The 17,385-nt window shown below is 42.4% G+C and carries 14 protein-coding genes; 11 read left to right on the top strand and 3 right to left on the bottom strand.

All coding sequences use genetic code 11. The features are described 5' to 3' along the window. Nucleotides 1–55 precede the first annotated feature (55 nt). A complete protein-coding gene (locus FCR06_RS10985; RefSeq protein ID WP_138499490.1) occupies nucleotides 56–964 on the bottom strand; it encodes a DUF3365 domain-containing protein in 909 nt (302 codons plus the stop codon). 301 nt (nucleotides 965–1,265) lie between these two features. Here FCR06_RS10985 and FCR06_RS10980 point away from each other — a divergent pair, with 301 nt between their 5' ends. Continuing rightward, nucleotides 1,266–3,182, top strand: a complete 1,917-nt coding sequence (locus tag FCR06_RS10980) for a serine/threonine-protein kinase (protein WP_138499488.1) — start codon at nucleotides 1,266–1,268, stop codon at nucleotides 3,180–3,182. A 223-nt stretch (nucleotides 3,183–3,405) separates the two neighbouring features. After that, complete coding sequence (locus FCR06_RS10975; protein ID WP_138499486.1) at nucleotides 3,406–4,296, top strand: SDH family Clp fold serine proteinase; 891 nt, start codon at nucleotides 3,406–3,408, stop codon at nucleotides 4,294–4,296. A 183-nt stretch (nucleotides 4,297–4,479) separates the two neighbouring features. Here FCR06_RS10975 and FCR06_RS10970 read toward each other — a convergent pair whose 3' ends face one another. Continuing rightward, nucleotides 4,480–5,157 (bottom strand): peptidoglycan-binding protein, encoded by a 678-nt coding sequence (locus FCR06_RS10970; RefSeq protein WP_138499484.1) that lies wholly within the window; start codon nucleotides 5,155–5,157, stop codon nucleotides 4,480–4,482. 183 nt (nucleotides 5,158–5,340) lie between these two features. After that, the gene (locus FCR06_RS10965; protein ID WP_138499482.1) at nucleotides 5,341–5,628 is read right to left on the bottom strand and encodes a hypothetical protein; all 288 of its coding nucleotides are present in this window, start codon (nucleotides 5,626–5,628) and stop codon (nucleotides 5,341–5,343) included. 197 nt (nucleotides 5,629–5,825) lie between these two features. Here FCR06_RS10965 and FCR06_RS10960 point away from each other — a divergent pair, with 197 nt between their 5' ends. From FCR06_RS10960 to FCR06_RS10920, 9 genes are all read left to right on the top strand, one after another. Beyond that, nucleotides 5,826–7,265: a hypothetical protein gene (locus tag FCR06_RS10960; RefSeq protein WP_138499480.1), complete on the top strand. Its 1,440-nt coding sequence runs from the start codon at nucleotides 5,826–5,828 to the stop codon at nucleotides 7,263–7,265. A 247-nt stretch (nucleotides 7,266–7,512) separates the two neighbouring features. Next, nucleotides 7,513–7,974: a ribosome maturation factor RimP gene (gene rimP / locus FCR06_RS10955; RefSeq protein ID WP_138499477.1), complete on the top strand. Its 462-nt coding sequence runs from the start codon at nucleotides 7,513–7,515 to the stop codon at nucleotides 7,972–7,974. A gap of 332 nt (nucleotides 7,975–8,306) precedes the next feature. Continuing rightward, nucleotides 8,307–9,587, top strand: a complete 1,281-nt coding sequence (gene nusA / locus FCR06_RS10950) for a transcription termination factor NusA (RefSeq protein ID WP_189523376.1) — start codon at nucleotides 8,307–8,309, stop codon at nucleotides 9,585–9,587. Nucleotides 9,588–9,737: 150 nt separating this feature from the next. Next, nucleotides 9,738–10,007 (top strand): YlxR family protein, encoded by a 270-nt coding sequence (locus FCR06_RS10945; protein WP_138499475.1) that lies wholly within the window; start codon nucleotides 9,738–9,740, stop codon nucleotides 10,005–10,007. Between the two features lie 154 nt (nucleotides 10,008–10,161). Further along, nucleotides 10,162–10,359, top strand: a complete 198-nt coding sequence (locus FCR06_RS32510; RefSeq protein WP_189523379.1) for a hypothetical protein — start codon at nucleotides 10,162–10,164, stop codon at nucleotides 10,357–10,359. Nucleotides 10,360–10,496: 137 nt separating this feature from the next. Beyond that, the gene (gene infB, locus FCR06_RS10935) at nucleotides 10,497–13,640 is read left to right on the top strand and encodes a translation initiation factor IF-2 (RefSeq protein WP_138499473.1); all 3,144 of its coding nucleotides are present in this window, start codon (nucleotides 10,497–10,499) and stop codon (nucleotides 13,638–13,640) included. Between the two features lie 96 nt (nucleotides 13,641–13,736). Continuing rightward, nucleotides 13,737–14,372 carry a low-complexity tail membrane protein gene (locus FCR06_RS10930; RefSeq protein ID WP_138499457.1) on the top strand — a complete coding sequence of 212 codons (636 nt, stop codon included), beginning with the start codon at nucleotides 13,737–13,739 and terminating at the stop codon, nucleotides 14,370–14,372. A 102-nt stretch (nucleotides 14,373–14,474) separates the two neighbouring features. After that, nucleotides 14,475–14,672 (top strand): hypothetical protein, encoded by a 198-nt coding sequence (locus tag FCR06_RS10925; RefSeq protein ID WP_138499455.1) that lies wholly within the window; start codon nucleotides 14,475–14,477, stop codon nucleotides 14,670–14,672. Nucleotides 14,673–15,335: 663 nt separating this feature from the next. After that, nucleotides 15,336–17,030 carry a DUF1565 domain-containing protein gene (locus tag FCR06_RS10920; protein WP_138499453.1) on the top strand — a complete coding sequence of 565 codons (1,695 nt, stop codon included), beginning with the start codon at nucleotides 15,336–15,338 and terminating at the stop codon, nucleotides 17,028–17,030. Nucleotides 17,031–17,385: the final 355 nt, after the last annotated feature.

Below are 17,385 nucleotides of genomic sequence, written 5' to 3'. Positions count from 1 at the left end.
CTTAATATTTAGGTGTTCTGCCTCCTGAATTCTGACTCCTGAATTATTAAATTTTTTAATCTGTTGAACCTCCTTGAGTGCGTTTGATTCTTTTCATTGCCATTTCTAAACTTAATTGCATTCTTTTAAAAGCCCTCGCTAAATTACCAATTTCATCATTAGACATCTGCTCAAATTCAACTTCCATATGTCCCGTACTGACTTCCTCGGCGATGCGAGTCATGCGTTTGAGAGGCATAACAACTTGTCTATTCAAGAAAAAGTTGACTAATAGAATCGTTGCGATAAAAATAGTTGATACAATTAAAACAATTAGTAAAGAAGATTGATTGGCTTTGTTGATAACGTTATTTGCTGGTATTGATATAATCTGAGCGCCAATAATTTCATTCAGCTTCCACCCAAATCCATTAGCTGTACCATAAAGAGTAATCATGCTCTGAGGTGCAGCTTCAGGTACGCTATGACACTTCAAGCAGCTTTGTTCAGAAACCGGCAACGGACGAGCAATGTAAAAGATATCTCCGCCCGGAATTGAGCGAAATCCACTCAATTCCTTCAAATCTGATTTATTTCTGAACTTTTCTACAATTTCTGTCTCAAAGGCGTCTGCTTTATCTCGAAGATTACTAGGATTGAGAGTTGCTTCTTTATAAAAGAAATCACGGTAGTCTGTTGTTTTCCGCAAAATTTCAAATACCTCCCGTGCAGAGTAGGCAGGCACACTTTGCGGCAAAAACTCTGTTGCTAATTTATCAGCTAACTCTGGATTCACCTGAGTACTAGTGTATTTACGAACAGAACTCATTGTTTGCATCAGCATGACAGCTGTTGAGCTAATATCTTGTTTGGCATTCTCTCTTAGCAAAGAAGAAAGAGCAAATCCACTTAAGCTCAGACCAAATGTCAAAATTAGTACTAGCAGTATTGTAAATTTTTGTTTCAGATTCAGATTCTTTAGCATAATTTTAGATTACCTACAAGTCAAATTATTATGAGCAAATATTGCTAAAGTTATCGTTTACTGTAGCATGATCAATCAACTTTCATATTTTGGTGTAAAGGCATAGTTTAGCTAAAACTATGAATGTATATCCAACTTTATACTATTAATTAATAGTTACTATCGAGGTGCATGAAAATGTTATGTAAGTAATTAACTTATTGAAAGCTACAACAGCAATTCTGATGAAATTGCGAAAAATTCGGATTGGCTGTTCTGATACCGTGCCAAAATAAATACTAAAAAATCTTAAATATTACTAATGGTGTGGAATCCAGGAAAGTCTTTGTTTGGAGGGCGCTACATTATTGAAAGCCAACTAGGCGAAGGTGGAATTGGCATTACTTATCTTGCCAGAAATCAACGAAATCAACTGCGAGTGGTAAAAACCCTCAAAGAAGAAATATTGAATCACCCCGCTTGGATACTGCACCGAAATAAATTACGGCAAGACTTCCGTGATGAAGCAGTTCGGTTGGCTGTGTGTCACCATCCTCATATAGTGCAAGTAGAAAACGTTTTTGATGAAGGAAATTTGCCTTGCATGGTGATGGAGTACATCCAAGGCGAAGACTTAGGACAACGCTTGAAGCGGACAGGTCTGCTGTCAGAAACAGAAGCACTGTTGTATATCCGGCAAATTGGTGACGCTTTAACGCTGATTCACTCTAAGGGCTTGCTGCATCGAGATCTAAAACCGCGCAACATCATGATTCGCATTGAAAAATCAGAAGCGGTACTGATAGACTTTGGCATTTCGAGAGAATTTATCCCCAATGCGGTTCAGAGGCACACAGTCTATCGTACTCCTGGTTTTGCCCCACCTGAACAGTATGAATTAGAAGCGCCACGAGGAGAATACATTGACATCTATGCCCTAGCTGCTACCTTGTATAATTTGCTTACAGGAGTTATACCAACAAGTGCAGACGATCGCCGTCACAATGTTAATTTAGAACCACCACAATATTTTAATCCCAACATCAGTAAGAGAGTAAATCAAGCTATTATCTGCGGCATGGATTTAGAGTCAACTTATCGTCCCCAGTCCGTGCAAGAGTGGTTAAATTTACTGGAGTACGATCCTAGAGAAGATTCGGCAACGATACCACTATTTTTAGCGAGCAAGCCTAGAGGACAATCGCCTCCTCCTATTGTGCAATCACCCGTACCTGTTGTCTTAGATCGGCAGAAGTGGCAATGCATACAGACCCTTAAAGGTCATTCTAGTATGGTTCATGCGATCGCCATTAGCCCAGACGGACAATTTCTTGCTAGTGGCAGCAATGACAAAACTATCAAACTTTGGCAGTTGGGTACTGGTAAGTTAATGCGTCAACTGGGTCGTTGGTTTTCTGGTCATTCCAGCATGGTTCATTCTGTTGCCTTTAGCCCAATATCCTCAAATTCTTTTTCTCAAGCAGAGTCCAACAGAACTGGGGGAATTACAGATAATAACTGGGGAATCTTGGCTAGTGGTAGTTGGGATAACACAATTAAATTATGGGATGTCAACACAGGTAAAGAAATTCGTACTCTCACCGGTCATACAAACTGGGTAAATTCCGTCGCCTTTAGTCCAGATGGCAAGCTTTTAGTTAGTGGTAGTGCTGACTGTACAATTAAACTGTGGCAGGTACACACTGGCATAGAAATCCAAACTTTCACAGGTCATTTCGATCCAGTTTCATCAGTCGCCTACTCTTCAAGAACAGCCACAACCACCAACAGCCAAGAGAGACAGCTTGTAGCTAGTGGTAGTAATGATTGTACGATTAAACTGTGGCAAGTATACACAGGCACAAACATTACCACACTTGTTGGACATACCTTTTTTGTCAACTGTATCGCCTTTAGCCACGATGGCGAAATCATCGCCAGTGGTAGTGGTGACAACACAATTAAACTGTGGCATGTAAACACAGGCAAAGAAATTCGTACTCTCACTGGTCATTCTGATTCAGTTTGGTCAATCGCCTTTAGCCACGATAGGCAATTTCTCGCTAGTGGTAGTTGGGACAACACCATCAAGCTCTGGCATTTACACACTGGTAGAGAAGTCAGTACACTAATAGGGCATTCCAGCTATGTGAGATGCGTCGCCTTCAGTCCCGATGGACAAACCCTAGTCAGCGGCGGCGATGACGATACTATCAAGATTTGGCGACGGGGGAGGTGAGGGAGATGGAAAGATGCAAAGATGCGGAGATAGGGAGATGGGGAGATGGGGGATGAGGAGAAGAGTTAAAATTTGAAGCTTCAAGCTCAAAGGCTCAACGTTGAAGCTCAAAACATTAAACTCCCTATCTCCTCATCTGTTCTAGCCTTGCGATAGAATTGCGATCGCCCAAAAGTTGTCAAAATGATGGCGGCAACCATTATTTTCAACAGTAAACAATTTTATGGGCTTTGGTATTGGTGATTTATTCTGGATTTTCCTGCTTCTTACATCTTTGCAACCCCTTTGGCAAAAACGCCAAATAGAGTATCGACGCTTGCGTGCTTTACAAGAATTTCAGCAGCAACGCAAAAGTCGGGTGATTTTGCTAATTCATCGCCAAGAGTCCATTAGCTTGCTCGGAATTCCCTTATCTCGCTACATTACTATCGAAGACTCAGAACAGATCCTACGAGCAATTCGTCTCACTCCTCCAGATGTACCAATTGACTTAATTTTGCACACTCCCGGTGGTTTGGTCTTAGCTACCGAACAAATCGCTAGAGCATTAATTCGCCACCAAGCAAAAGTCACAGTCTTCGTACCCCACTATGCAATGAGCGGCGGTACAATGCTAGCTCTGGCTTCTGATGAAATTGTTATGGACGCTAACGCTGTTTTGGGGCCAGTTGATCCCCAACTTGGTAACTTCCCAGCAGCAAGTATCCTCAAAGTCGTTGAAGATAAACCCATCAGTGAGATTGATGACCAAACCCTGATTATGGCCGACCTCTCACGTAAAGCAATCGGGCAAGTACAGCGGTTTGTGCGAACTCTGCTCAAGGACAGTATACCCAAACAAAAAGTTCAGCCAGAAAATATCGAATCGATTATCGAAGCCTTAACAACTGGGCGCGTCACCCACGACTATCCCATTACTGTTGAGGAAGCAACAGAAATGGGGCTGCCCATAACTGTTGGACTGCCCCATTCTATTTACGATTTGATGGATTTATACCCACAGCCACAAGGAGGGCGACCTACTGTTCAGTACATTCCTATGCCTTACAATGACCGTAATCCAGCTCTACCTGTACCTAAAGGCAGACCTTTAGAAAAACCAAATAATTCGTAATTCGTAATTCGTAATTCGTAATTGAATTACAGAGCAATTAACTTGAGTTTTCAAGATAATATGCCTGGCATTCGACTTCAAAGTAAGCAGACTTCTCAGATAAGTCTGAATTAGAAATTTGAGAATTAACAATTACGAATTATCTTGAGTTAAGGCTTTGAGCTTAGAATTTGTTGGTGAGGATTAAGGTGTAGCTGTTGGTGTAGCTGTTGGTGTAGCTGTTGGTGTAGCTGTTGGTGTAGCTGTTGGTGTAGCTGTTGGTGTAGCTGTTGGTGTAGCTGTTGGTGTGGCTGTTGGTGTAGCCGTCGGTTTAGCCGTCGGTTTAGTTGTTGGTTTAGTTGTTGGTTTAGCCGTCGGTGTAGGCGATGGCTGAGGAGTTGGCTGACCCGAAACTGTCTTTGCTTCTTCATTCAGCTTTTGCCGGAGTGATAAATTTGCAATTCCAGTTTCTTGCAACTGATTTTTTTTCTGGTATTCCTTCACAACTGCTTCCGTTTGCGGGCCATAAAAGCGATCGCGGGGAAGGGGAGGATTTGGCTTCACAACCGTATTCAAATTTCCTTGCAGAATTTTGATGATGTTAGCAGCATAATCTTGGGTTTTTGGTCCAGCTATCCCATCAACTGGTTTTAGCTTATAACCAGTCTGAAATTCACGAATTGCTTTTTTAGTTTCTTCATCCGTCAAGGCTGTATTTACTAGCTTGACGTTATAGCCTAATCCCCTTAACACAGCACGAAATTGCTGTGGCGTATAACTACGTTGAGGGGCTGCGAAACCGGTGTCTGCAATTACTATGCTAGCAGTTAACAGGCAAGTAGCAGCAAAAGTTGCGCTTGATTTTCCAAACCCACACCACATATTAAAAACTCCTTCGGATCAAATCAGCAGGATTATAGACATTAACAGCTGCATTTTAAGTTTCTTTAATAACTTTTTTCGCGATTATTTAATGATTTTTGCATAATTTATAATTTATATTTGTCAAATTTCCTTAAATCTACAATAGATAATTTGTGTCATCCATCAAAAGAAGTATTTCTTTTAGCTAAGATAATTGATTGTCAAACAATTTTGGATTTGAGAATTTACGTCAGCGAATCGGCGAAGGTTTTTTAGATTAGCTGCACTCACAAAAAGAGGCAGTAGGATCTGGGGATCTCCGTAACCAGAGCAACTGCCATCCAAGATATGAATCAAAACAACGAATCCAAAATCTGTTTTGAAAAGCTTTGTTCGCCGCAAGCCAACGGTTAATGCCAGTTGCTTTAAGTCGGGAAACCATGCATGGCAGTCGTTGATAGTCAGCCAGTCTGACCTTGGTGATTCCAACAGTTGTCAGAATTGGCGTGAAAAGCTCCTCTTTTGCGTGCTGCCGACGCTCGCCTTAAAAAATCAAAGGGAGCTACGCTAACACCAAGCGACTAGCTCAACTTTTGTCTCCGACACGCTACGCGTAGCTTGCTTCTCCGTAGGAGTACACAAAATCTAAAATTCACAATTAGCCAAAGTATAATACAAAACAAAAAATGAAAAATCTAAAAATTAATCAGCAGCCTAACCTTTGGTTTGAAAGATTTATGGCAATCGTTGCCACAGTAAATTTAGGATTAGTTTTGTTTGATTTAAGTTACGTATATTGGCGGGATTTGTACTTGCAAAAACTTCCTCAAATTGTCCAAATTTATGACCCAATTAAAGGTATCGAACCGCATCGAGAGACGAAAAAGTATCTAGAGACACTAAACGCATTAGAAGAACAAGTCAGCCAAACAGGATTACAGTCGCCTGAAGTAAAAAGCAGACTAGATGAAATAACTCGTCTTAGCAACGAAATGATTGATACTAACCCATTTGCCGGAGCAAATAAGAGTGGTACTTTAGAAAAAATTAAAAATCGAATGCGCGATCGCATCGACAATGAATCTGCAAAACAATCCTTTGCGATTTTTTGGAGTCAATCGTATTTAACCCAAAAAGGCTGGGCTAAAGAAATTAGTTTTTTTAATCAGAGAATCCGCCCTTTGATTGCCACTAACTACTACCGCCGGATTGGCGAAAGTGGCGAATTGATTGACAATTTTTGGATTATTGACTCAGTATTTGTGATTTTGTTTGCTATCGAATTACTAGGGCGTACTTTCTTGATTAAACGCCAACACCTTGGTTTTAGCTGGTTAGAAGCACTTTTATGGCGTTGGTACGACCTATTTTTACTACTACCCTTCTGGCGATGGTTACGAACTATATCCGTATTAATCCGCCTTGACCAAGCGCGATTATTGAATCTTCACTCAGTGCGGCAGCAAATTAATCAAGGGATTGTTGCCAATTTTGCCGAAGAACTTACACAAATTGTAGTAGTCAGGGTAATTAACCAGGTTCAGGGTTCAATTAAGCGGGGTGAGTTAATCCGGTGGGTGTCGCAACAAGAAAATATACGATCATACATAGATATTAATAATGTTAATGAAATAGAAGCGATCGCAACTCTTTTGGTAAATACAATTGTCTATCAAGTGCTACCCGAAATCCAACCAGCGATCATTGCCATTTTGCGTCATAACATCGAAACTGTCATCCATCAAGTTCCTATCTACCGCAACCTCCAAAATCTCCCAGGCGTCGGACAAGTCGAAACCCAACTTAGCGAACAACTAGCGACCCAAATCACAACAAACCTTTATAAAACTTTAGTTGGCGCTATCGAAGACCCTGTCGGCGCAAAACTGATGAGCCAGTTAGGAAAAAGTTTCAGCGAGGTATTGATAGCGCAAATCAAAGAAAAACACTTACTTTCACAAATTGAGAGTTTACTTTTTGACTTGTTAGAAGAAATTAAACTTAATTACGTTCAGCGTTTGTCCCAAGAAGATATTGAGCAAATTATCGAGCAAACCAGACAGCTACGAACCCAGGTATCAGTTCCAGCAGTACTCACTAAAGGTACTACTCTTCCAGAGAGATGAAGGAGTTGAGGTAGATGGTAAAGATGGGAAGTGTCGGCGTAGAATAACTCATAACTGTTCACTCAGGACAGGCTAAACGGCATAAAGAAACCTAAGAGCACTCCCTGTTTGCGCCAAGCCCCACTAGAAAATAAATGCGCTAAACTCGAATTAGGATGAACTAGCATTGGTTCGTCACAAGACTTCTTGGAAGATATCCTTATCGCAGGAAGTGGGTCAAAGCCCACTTTTTTTATTGAATTTTCTCATGGCTCATCCCTTAGTACCAAAAATTATTGATTTGGCGACACCAGTAGCACAAGAACTGGGATTGGAATTAGTTGGCGTAGTTTTTCATACTAACCAAAATCCACCAGTGTTGCGGGTAGACATTCGCAATCCTCAGGAAGACACTGGGTTGAACGATTGTGAAAGGATGAGCCGTGCTTTAGAAATCTCCTTAGATGCTGCGGAAATCTTTCCAGATACTTATATCTTAGAAGTGTCCAGTCCTGGTATTTCGCGGCAATTAGTCACTGACAGGGAGTTTATTTCTTTTAAAGGATTTCCTGTTACCATCTCCACTTCCCAACCCTACGACGGACAACAAGAATGGACTGGTCAATTGATTCGCCGGGATGAAACAGCAGTTTACATAAACCAAAAAGGTCGTGTAGTAGAAATTCAGCGCTCCCTAATTACTAGGGTGCAACTAGACGAACGTCGATAAACGAATGACTAGGGACTAGGGACTGGGGATAAGAGAACTCGGGGCCCCCTGTGAGGATAAGGGGTAATGAAGATTAGGGAAGTACAGCAGCACAAGGGCATACAAGCAGAGGAACTTCAGGTGCAGAGGGCAAGTTGCAGTCAGCCTTTTCCCTCTGCTCCTCCCTCCTGTGCCCCCCAGCGTATTTGTATGCACCATTCCCCATGCCCCTAATTCCGACTGTGCTTCTCTACGAGGCGCTACAGGAACGCCCCGCTTTGCTAACGTGGGGACCCAGTTCTCTAATCCCCAATCCCTAGTCCCTAGTTCCTGATTTTTAAAGGAGATTGCTTATGTCAATGGTTACTTTACCTGGATTAAAAGAATTAATTGAAAGTATTAGTCGTGAGCGCAATTTACCTCGTCTTGCAGTTCAATCAGCTATCAGAGAAGCACTAATCAAAGGCTACGAACGTTACCGTCGCGCTCAAAATTTAGAACGCAGGCAGTTTGATGAAGATTATTTTGATAATTTTGAAGTAGAACTTGATATTGAAGGAGAAGGATTTCGCGTTCTTTCTACTAAAACTATTGTCGAAGAAGTCAGTAACACAGACCATCAAATTTCTCTAGACGAAGTTCAACTAGTAGCTCCAGAAGCGCAGTTAGGGGATTCCGTTGTGCTGGATGTGACACCTGATCAAGGTGAATTTGGTCGCATGGCTGCTATGCAAACCAAGCAAGTACTAGCGCAAAAACTTCGGGATCAACAGCGCCAAATGGTGCAAGAAGAGTTTCAAGACTTAGAAGGAACTGTCCTACAAGCAAGAGTCCTGCGGTTTGAACGTCAATCAGTAATTTTGGCAGTTAGCAGTGGCTTCGGTCAGCCAGAAGTGGAAGCCGAATTACCAAAGCGGGAACAGCTACCTAACGATAATTATCGGGCGAATGCCACTTTCAAGGTATATCTTAAAAAAGTTTCCCAAGGGCAGCAACGGGGACCGCAGTTACTGGTATCTAGAGCAGATGCTGGTTTGGTAGTTTATCTGTTTGCTAATGAAGTACCAGAAATCGAAGATGAAGTAGTACGGATTGTTGCCGTAGCTAGGGAGGCAAACCCCCCTTCCCGTTATGTAGGCCCCCGGACTAAAATAGCAGTAGATACTCTTGATCGCGATGTAGACCCAGTTGGTGCATGTATCGGAGCTCGGGGTTCGCGAATTCAAGTAGTTGTCAACGAATTACGTGGTGAAAAAATAGATGTAATTCGTTGGTCACCAGACCCGGCAACATATATCGCTAATGCTTTGAGTCCGGCACGGGTAGATGAAGTCCGCCTTATGGACCCGGAAACTCGCCAAACTCACGTACTAGTGGCTGAAGATCAACTGAGCTTAGCTATTGGCAAGGAAGGACAAAATGTCCGTTTGGCAGCCCGCTTAACAGGTTGGAAAATTGACATCAAGGACAAAGCTAAGTACGACCATGCAGGCGAAGATGCTAAATTTCTAGCTTCTAGAGCCAGATATCAAGCAGAGGAAGATGATATTGATTTTGAGGAATTAGATGCCGAAAATCAAGAGGAATTAGAAGAATTAGATGATGATACTTTTGATCTTGAGGATGATAAATAATTTAATAAAATTGTAAACTTTTGTTAAAGTTGATTTGAATCACAATATCTAAGGATTTTTTCGTAAAGGACAGTTAACATAAGTAAAAAATAGTAATAATTAACTTGTTTCTATACCTTAAATGCGTAACTGAGATCCTACACAAAACCAATGAAACCAAATTATCGGCGCTGTATTAGCTGCCGCAAACTAGGTTTAAAAGATGAGTTTTGGCGGATTGTACGCGTCTTTCCATCCGGGAAGGTACAATTAGATGGGGGCATGGGGCGTTCTGCCTATATTTGTCCGCAAGTGAGTTGTCTACAAGCAGCTCAAAGGAAAAATCGACTAGGGCGATCGCTACATKCATCAGTGCCAGAAACACTGTACCAAAGCTTGTTGCAACGTCTAGCCCGCAGTAATACCCAAAATCAAATTTAAGTAGTTGGAACAACTTAGTAGCGTCATCAACAGAGAAATTGTAGTAAAGCCGAACTCCTCGTGCTTTTTTCATATCCTCTGTCGATCGTTAGGGTTAGTGCCAAAATAGTAAATGGGTGTAGAAAGCATTCGGCTCTTCCATAAGAAGAGGGGCATGGCGACACTCCCAGAACAAAATGTACTCGATTGCGTTGTGGAAGACTCAGAATCAGCAAAACAAAAAACTACAAAATGGCAACCTGGTAGCGCTCAGGTGCAGTTCGGCGTCAAGGGTGACCATAAAAATCTTTTATTTAAAAAATTTTTATGGGCATCTCTCAACCATCATTCCTGGTGGGGATGCCATTATTAAACCGAAACATCTCTCTTTCCTGATTGGAGGCACCGGCAAAATCACCAAGGGCAACCTAAAAACAGTAGTCAAGGGATGGAGATGTCGCACTCCCAGGCAGCCATCCGCTAAAACTGTAAATTAAAGGGGAAGAGTGGATGAACAACGGCAAAGTTAGAATCTATGAATTATCAAAGGAATTGAATTTGGATAACAAAGAGCTACTAGCAATTTGCGACCAGCTCGACATCGCGGTCAAAAGCCATAGCAGCACGATATCAGAATCAGAGGCAGAACAGATTCGCACTGCTGCACAAAAACTCGCAGCTACAAATTTAATGCCCAAAAAGGAACTAAGTACAACCGGTCACAAACCAAATTCACAAGCAAACGGCGGACCTGCGCGACCTGCTGCACCCCACAAACAGCAAATTTTGGAAATACGTAAACCCAAAATATTGAGAAACACTACTTCCAACGCCCCAGAGGCGTCAGTTGCTACCAATACACAAGCTGCTTTGTCTGAAGCTAATCCTCCCTCACCTCCACGGCCTTTCGCTACACCAGTCTCACCCATGAAGCCGACGGCACCAATTCGACCTGTACCCCGGAATCAATCTGAGACCCCAGAGCAACCTGCTGTCAAAGATTTGGAACAAACACATAGTCCAAATCAGCCACAGGAAAAAACAGTTGCCCAAAAATCAGAAAAAGTAATTTCACCCAGACCGAAACCGGAAAAACCTCAAAAACCGCAATTGGTTGCGCCACCAGCAAGACCTGCGGCAGAGCAACCACAGACCGAGCAGCAATCTCCGGCAGACAAACCAATTCTCAAACGCGAACGCCCACGGTCTACAGAAGGCGATCGCGACTATCAAATAAAGCCAAAAGTCGCTAAGTTGCCAACTGAGCAGACTCCACAAGCCGCACCACAAAAACAGCCTCGTCCGACCCTTTCACCCGTAAAACCGGAGCAAAGAGGGACGACGAATAGACCATCAGCACCATCACCAATAGGAGATGGGCAACGACCTCGACCGGCACGTTCTGGTGAAGCCGTAGCAGCAGCAATGCCTATCGCTACTCCACCAAGACACATGTCAACAATAGGAGCGAAATCTGAGGTATTAGGTGACGAACCGACGACCCCCTCCGATCTCCTCGATTTGAAACGCCCAACTCCGCCTCGACCAACTAAAGGTGGTAAAAAGTGGGTCGAAGAAGAAATCATTGACGAAGTAAAAGAGAAGGCAGGCAAGGCCGGTGTTAAAGGCAAGCGGGTCAAGCCAATACTTCTGGATGATGAAGAATTTGAAGACGATTTGCTCGATGATGAGGATTTAGATACACCAGCCACCATCCAAGTTAGTCTTTCCATCGCCCGTCCCCCCAAACCCAAAGCGACTCGACCAACACAAGCTCCACCGACAGCCCTAGCTAGCGCTCCAACAGCGAGAACTAAAAAATCTAGTTCTAACCGCGACCAAAATCGTCGCCAAGAAGTTGACACTAAGCGCGAGCGTCCGGAAAAAGTTGTGGTCACAGGACCAATGACAGTCCAAGAATTAGCTGACCTCTTAGCCATTGCTGATACAGAGATTGTGAAAATCCTCTTCCTCAAAGGTATGGCAGTGAGTATCACGCAAAATCTGGATATTCCGACAATTACTCTGGTAGCAAAAGAACTAGAAGTAGAAGTCGAAACCGCCGAACCAGAAGCAGAAGCTCGCAAGGTTACGGAAATGGTCAGCGTTGAAGACTTGGAAAATCTCCATCGACGTCCGCCAGTGGTGACAATTATGGGTCACGTAGACCACGGTAAAACAACCCTGCTCGACTCGATTCGTAAAACAAAAGTAGCTGCGGGCGAAGCTGGTGGTATTACTCAACACATCGGTGCATACCATGTAGATATAATACATGAAGACAAACCCCAGCAGATAGTCTTCCTAGATACTCCCGGACACGAAGCGTTCACAGCTATGCGGGCACGAGGAGCGCGGGTAACAGATATTGCGGTGTTAGTAGTAGCCGCAGATGATGGCGTTCGCCCCCAAACCATTGAAGCAATTAGCCATGCTCAAGCAGCAGGAGTGCCAATTGTCGTTGCTATTAACAAAATTGACAAAGAAGCTGCACAGCCAGATAGGGTGAAACAAGAACTCACCCAGTATGGTCTAACAGCAGAAGAATGGGGTGGTGACACAATCATGGTGCCTGTGAGCGCGATCAAAGGCGAAAACCTAGATACGCTCTTAGAAATGATCCTCTTGGTAGCAGAGGTAGCAGAACTATCTGCCAACCCAGACCGGGCTGCTAGAGGAACCGTCATTGAAGCACATCTAGATAAAGCCAAGGGAGCAGTTGCTACTCTGCTGATTCAGAATGGCACTTTGCATGTAGGAGATATGCTAGTAGCTGGCTCTGCCTTTGGCAAGGTACGAGCAATGGTGAATGATAGAGGCACAAGAGTTGATGTCGCCTCTCCCTCCTTTGCGGTTGAAGTGTTGGGCTTAAGTGATGTGCCGGCAGCAGGCGACGAGTTCGAGGTTTTCGAGAACGAAAAAGAAGCCAGAAGCTTAGCAAGCGCTCGCGCCGACAAACAACGCCTATCCCGCCTATTACAAGGACGTGTCACCCTCACAACTCTATCGGCTCAAGCACAAGAAGGCGAGTTGAAAGAACTCAACTTGATCCTCAAAGGAGACGTACAAGGTTCTGTGGAAGCCATTGTGGGAGCGCTCAAGCAAATCCCCCAAAACGAAGTCCAAATCCGGATGCTATTGGCTACTGCCGGCGAAATTACCGAAACAGATATTGATTTAGCATCTGCTAGTAACGCTGTGATTATTGGCTTCAACACCACCTTCGCCAGTGGCGCCAGACAGGCTGCTGACGAAGCGGGTGTAGATGTTCGGGAATACAATGTTATTTACAAACTCCTAGAAGATATCCAAGATGCCTTGGAAGGTCTCCTCGAACCAGAGTTGGTAGAAGAACCCTTAGGTCAAACAGAAGTTCGCGCCGTCTTCCCTGTTGGTCGTGGTGCGGTTGCTGGTTGCTACGTTCAATCTGGCAAGCTAATTCGCAACTGCAAAGTGCGGGTGCGACGTGGCACAAAAGTGATTTATGAAGGCGTGCTTGACTCCCTAAAACGGATGAAAGAAGATGCCCGTGAAGTCAATGCTGGTTATGAATGTGGTGTTGGCATTGATAAATTCAATGATTGGGTTGAAGGTGACATCATCGAAGCCTACCAGATGGTTACGAAGCGCCGCACTCTCACCTTAACGAGATAGTGGTCAGGGTAAAATGGTTAGAAGTTAGGAGTTAAAAGTTATGAGTTAAAAGCTCCTAACTCCTAACTTTTAACTTTTGACTCGTAACTTTAATATATGGCTTCATTTCGTTCCGAACCAATTTTGTGGATTCACGTCGCTGGATTAGCGACGTTACCTGTTTTTTCAATACTCTGCTTATTATTCCTATCTGTAGGCGAGCCATTTTTGCCCGTCTGGATGGAACTACTCTTAGTAGCTACCATTGGTGTTGTGCCGCTTCTATGGATGCAATTGCGTCGTCCCTTTTACATCTTTGGTCTTTTGGGAATAGCTTTAAAACCAGAAAATTTGACTGAGCGGCAGCGAAAAATCCTTTGTTTAACTAATACAAAGTTAAATCGTATCCTAGCCCTGATGACAGCAGTATTGTCGATTTGGGCGCTGTGGTATCTATTTAAAATTGCCCCATCAGTAGCAAATACAGCTAAATTTTTACCACAATGGCGTACCCTTGGCTTAATACTAGCGGGGTTAGCCTTTTTAGCCAGCAATCTATTTTTACAAATTCCCGTTAGTGTCATGCGAGTTTTAGTGACTAATGACACAGAATTTGCAGCCTTAGAGCCGTTATCTTTAGAAAAGATTAAACAAGATTTTACAATTTTAGGCGTGCGAGTCAATCAAATGTTGCCCCGCTTATTTGAATCTCTGTTTGCACGAAACATAGATTCGCAGCAGCCTCCAGACTAAATATTGTTTTATATCATCAAGAGGCGAGGAGCAAACCCTTTGATGTGGGGGATGAGGAGAATGACCAATGACTAATAATTAATAACTGAGGAATGAGAAATTATGGCTCAAATTCCAGCTTATAGCGATCGCCAATTTTCAGATAATAGTAAAATTTGGTACAACCTGAAATGTGCAATTTCCACTAGTTCAGGTTTTCAACGCTGGCAACTAGAACGCGATGTTCAATTACAAGGACTTCGTTTAGAACAACAGGTGCAACGGTATTTGCGAGAAACTTTAGAGACTTTAGCTTATTAAGTACTAAATAAATCTTGAAAGCGACGAAGTTGATGGTAAGTACTATGCAAGCGATCCCCATCAACTTCTATTTTGCTAACAAGATAATTTTTTACAATTTTATATCGGTAAAAGCTGAGCTTACCTCAGTTTTGTCTAAAGCTAAAACTTACACTTCCTCCTCGCTTTTAGGGAATTAAGGGGTGGGGTAAAGGGTTTGTACTATAAACCTTTGAACTTAAGTTAACACGTTTGTACACCTGTACGTCCCTACATATGATTCATAAGTTGTAAACATTTTTACAACTTATATAACAAACCACGCAGGGCCAAAAATTTACAATTCATTTTTCCTCGTTTTTAATAACTTTGCTTTTCCTGCGATGATATCCTAGCGCAATTAGTTGTGATATCCAGCTTTAATACTTGAGCTTGGACAAGGAATTTAAATTCTTATCTGGTTAATTGAGATGGTGGGTGAATTTACACGCTTGCTGTACTAGTAACATTTTCTGAATTAAACTATATAACTTATGTATAAGTTCTGTGATTTATCTCAGGAATTTAGCTGAATTAATGCTAATCATCCAGTATAGTTTGGCATGGGTTTTATAGCAGCTTACAAGACTGCTAGCTTTAACCTTGTTCGACACACTGTAATTCAGCACATCACAGACCTAAAAAATGAAATATCGGAGTTTTCACACTTCTCCAGCGAAAAATTTTCGCCTTCTTTCTAGCAGTTATCTCAGATATACTTTACGCATGGGAGCCGGACTAACGGCTTTGTTGATTGTTTATGGTGGGTCAATGCTACTACCTGGTGAGGTAAATGCTGGTGCTACTCACCTAAAAGGTATGGCACCGACTCTCACAGCCCAAGTTCCCACGACTGCAACAGTAGTTTATGTTAATCCTGCATCTGGTGCAGATTCCACTGGTGCTGGTACAACAGCCAACACTCCTTACAAGAGTATAAGTTTTGCTCTCAGTCAAGCCCAACCAGGTACAATAATTCAACTTGCACCTGGCAATTATAACCAGGAAAGTGGAGAAACCTTTCCCATATTGCTCAAACCAGGGGTAACACTGCGGGGTGATGAATCTACTAGAGGTCAGGCTATATTAATTTCAGGTGGAGGTTTTTATACTAGTCGCACCTTTGCCAGACAGGACGTTGCCATTCTTGCCGAACAAGATACCACTATTACGGGCGTCACCGTTACCAACCCGAATCAACGAGGTACTGGTGTTTGGGTGGAATCAACGAATCCAATTATCAAAAACAGTACTTTTACTAACAGTATTAGAGAGGGCGTTTTTGTTACTGGTACAGGTTACCCCAAAATCGAAAATAATCTCTTTGTACAAAATAAAGGCAATGGAGTTTCTGTTGCTAAATCTGCCCAAGGAGAAATCCGGGGTAATTTATTTCAGGATACTGGTTTTGGTCTAGCGATCGGTGGTAGTTCTACACCCCTAATTGTGGAAAACCAAATTATCGAAAACCAAGACGGTCTTTTTATCTCAGAGTCAGCTAAGCCCGTATTGCGTAAGAATGTTATTCAAAACAATAAGCGGGATGGTGTTGTAGCGACTGTTAGTGCTTTACCTGACCTTGGCACTAATGAAAATCCCGGTGGCAATCTGATTCGGAATAACACTCGTTATGATGTCAACAATGCTACTAAAACTGGTACAATTCTTGCTGTTGGCAACGATATCAATCAAAAACAAATTTTTGGTTCAGTAAATTTTGTAGCCGCAGTTGTTGACGTACCCCCTGGAGGTGCTGTTGCTTTTAAAGATGTGCCAGCAAATTACTGGGCAAAAGTTTACATCGAAGCCTTAGCTTCTCAAAATATTATTGCTGGCTTTCCTGATGGTACTTTTAAACCCAATGAACCTGTAACCCGCGCTCAATTTGCCACTATTATCACTAAAGCCTTGACACCACCAGTTAAACGTGCGGGTACCCAGTTTAAAGATGTAGCTAGCAATTTTTGGGCTTATGCTGCAATTCAATCTGCTTACCAAAGTCAATTTGTTTCTGGTTATCCTGATGGTACTTTTAAGCCGCAGCAGCAAATTCCAAGAGTGCAGGCGTTAGTTGCTTTAGCAAATGGTTTGGGCTTAACTGCCAATAATCAGAATGTCGTTTCCTTTTACACTGATGCTGGTCAGATTCCTAATTATGCGATTGCCCCTGTTGCTGCTGCAACTGTACGGCAATTAGTAATCAATTATCCCACAGCTAAGCAACTCAATCCTAATCGTCAAGCCACTAGAGCCGAAGTTGCTGCCTTTGTCTACCAAGCACTCGTTAACGCTGGACGTGCCCAACCAATTCCTTCATCTTATTTGGTAACAGTTCAATGAAGAGTGCTAAGTTTTGATTATGTAGCCCTAAAACTTAATTGATTACCCAAAGCGCCAGACTAACAAATTATAAGTCTGGCGCTTTCAATATTCTGAGTTTTATTAAATTTCAGCGTTCTAAATATAAAATTTGGGGTCGAAAAAAATAGCTGACCCCATTTCAATGCCGTTAAATTTATAGTCAGAGTCTTTATATTGGCTGACCCCGTTTCAACGATTTCCAGCTTCTCAGAAATTTTTAGTTTTTTAAATTTTGTAATCTTTTTTTATTTTTTCTTTCCTGATATCATAATTTTTCTCAAAACATTAATATATGTTAAAGATATGAATATTTTGGAAAAGCAAACTGTGAAAA

The sequence above is a fragment of the Nostoc sp. PA-18-2419 genome, assembly GCF_005869855.1.
Lineage (GTDB): Bacteria > Cyanobacteriota > Cyanobacteriia > Cyanobacteriales > Nostocaceae > Nostoc.
The sequence above is the reverse complement of the archived record's forward strand: the minus strand, read 5'-3'. Positions and strand labels throughout refer to the sequence as shown.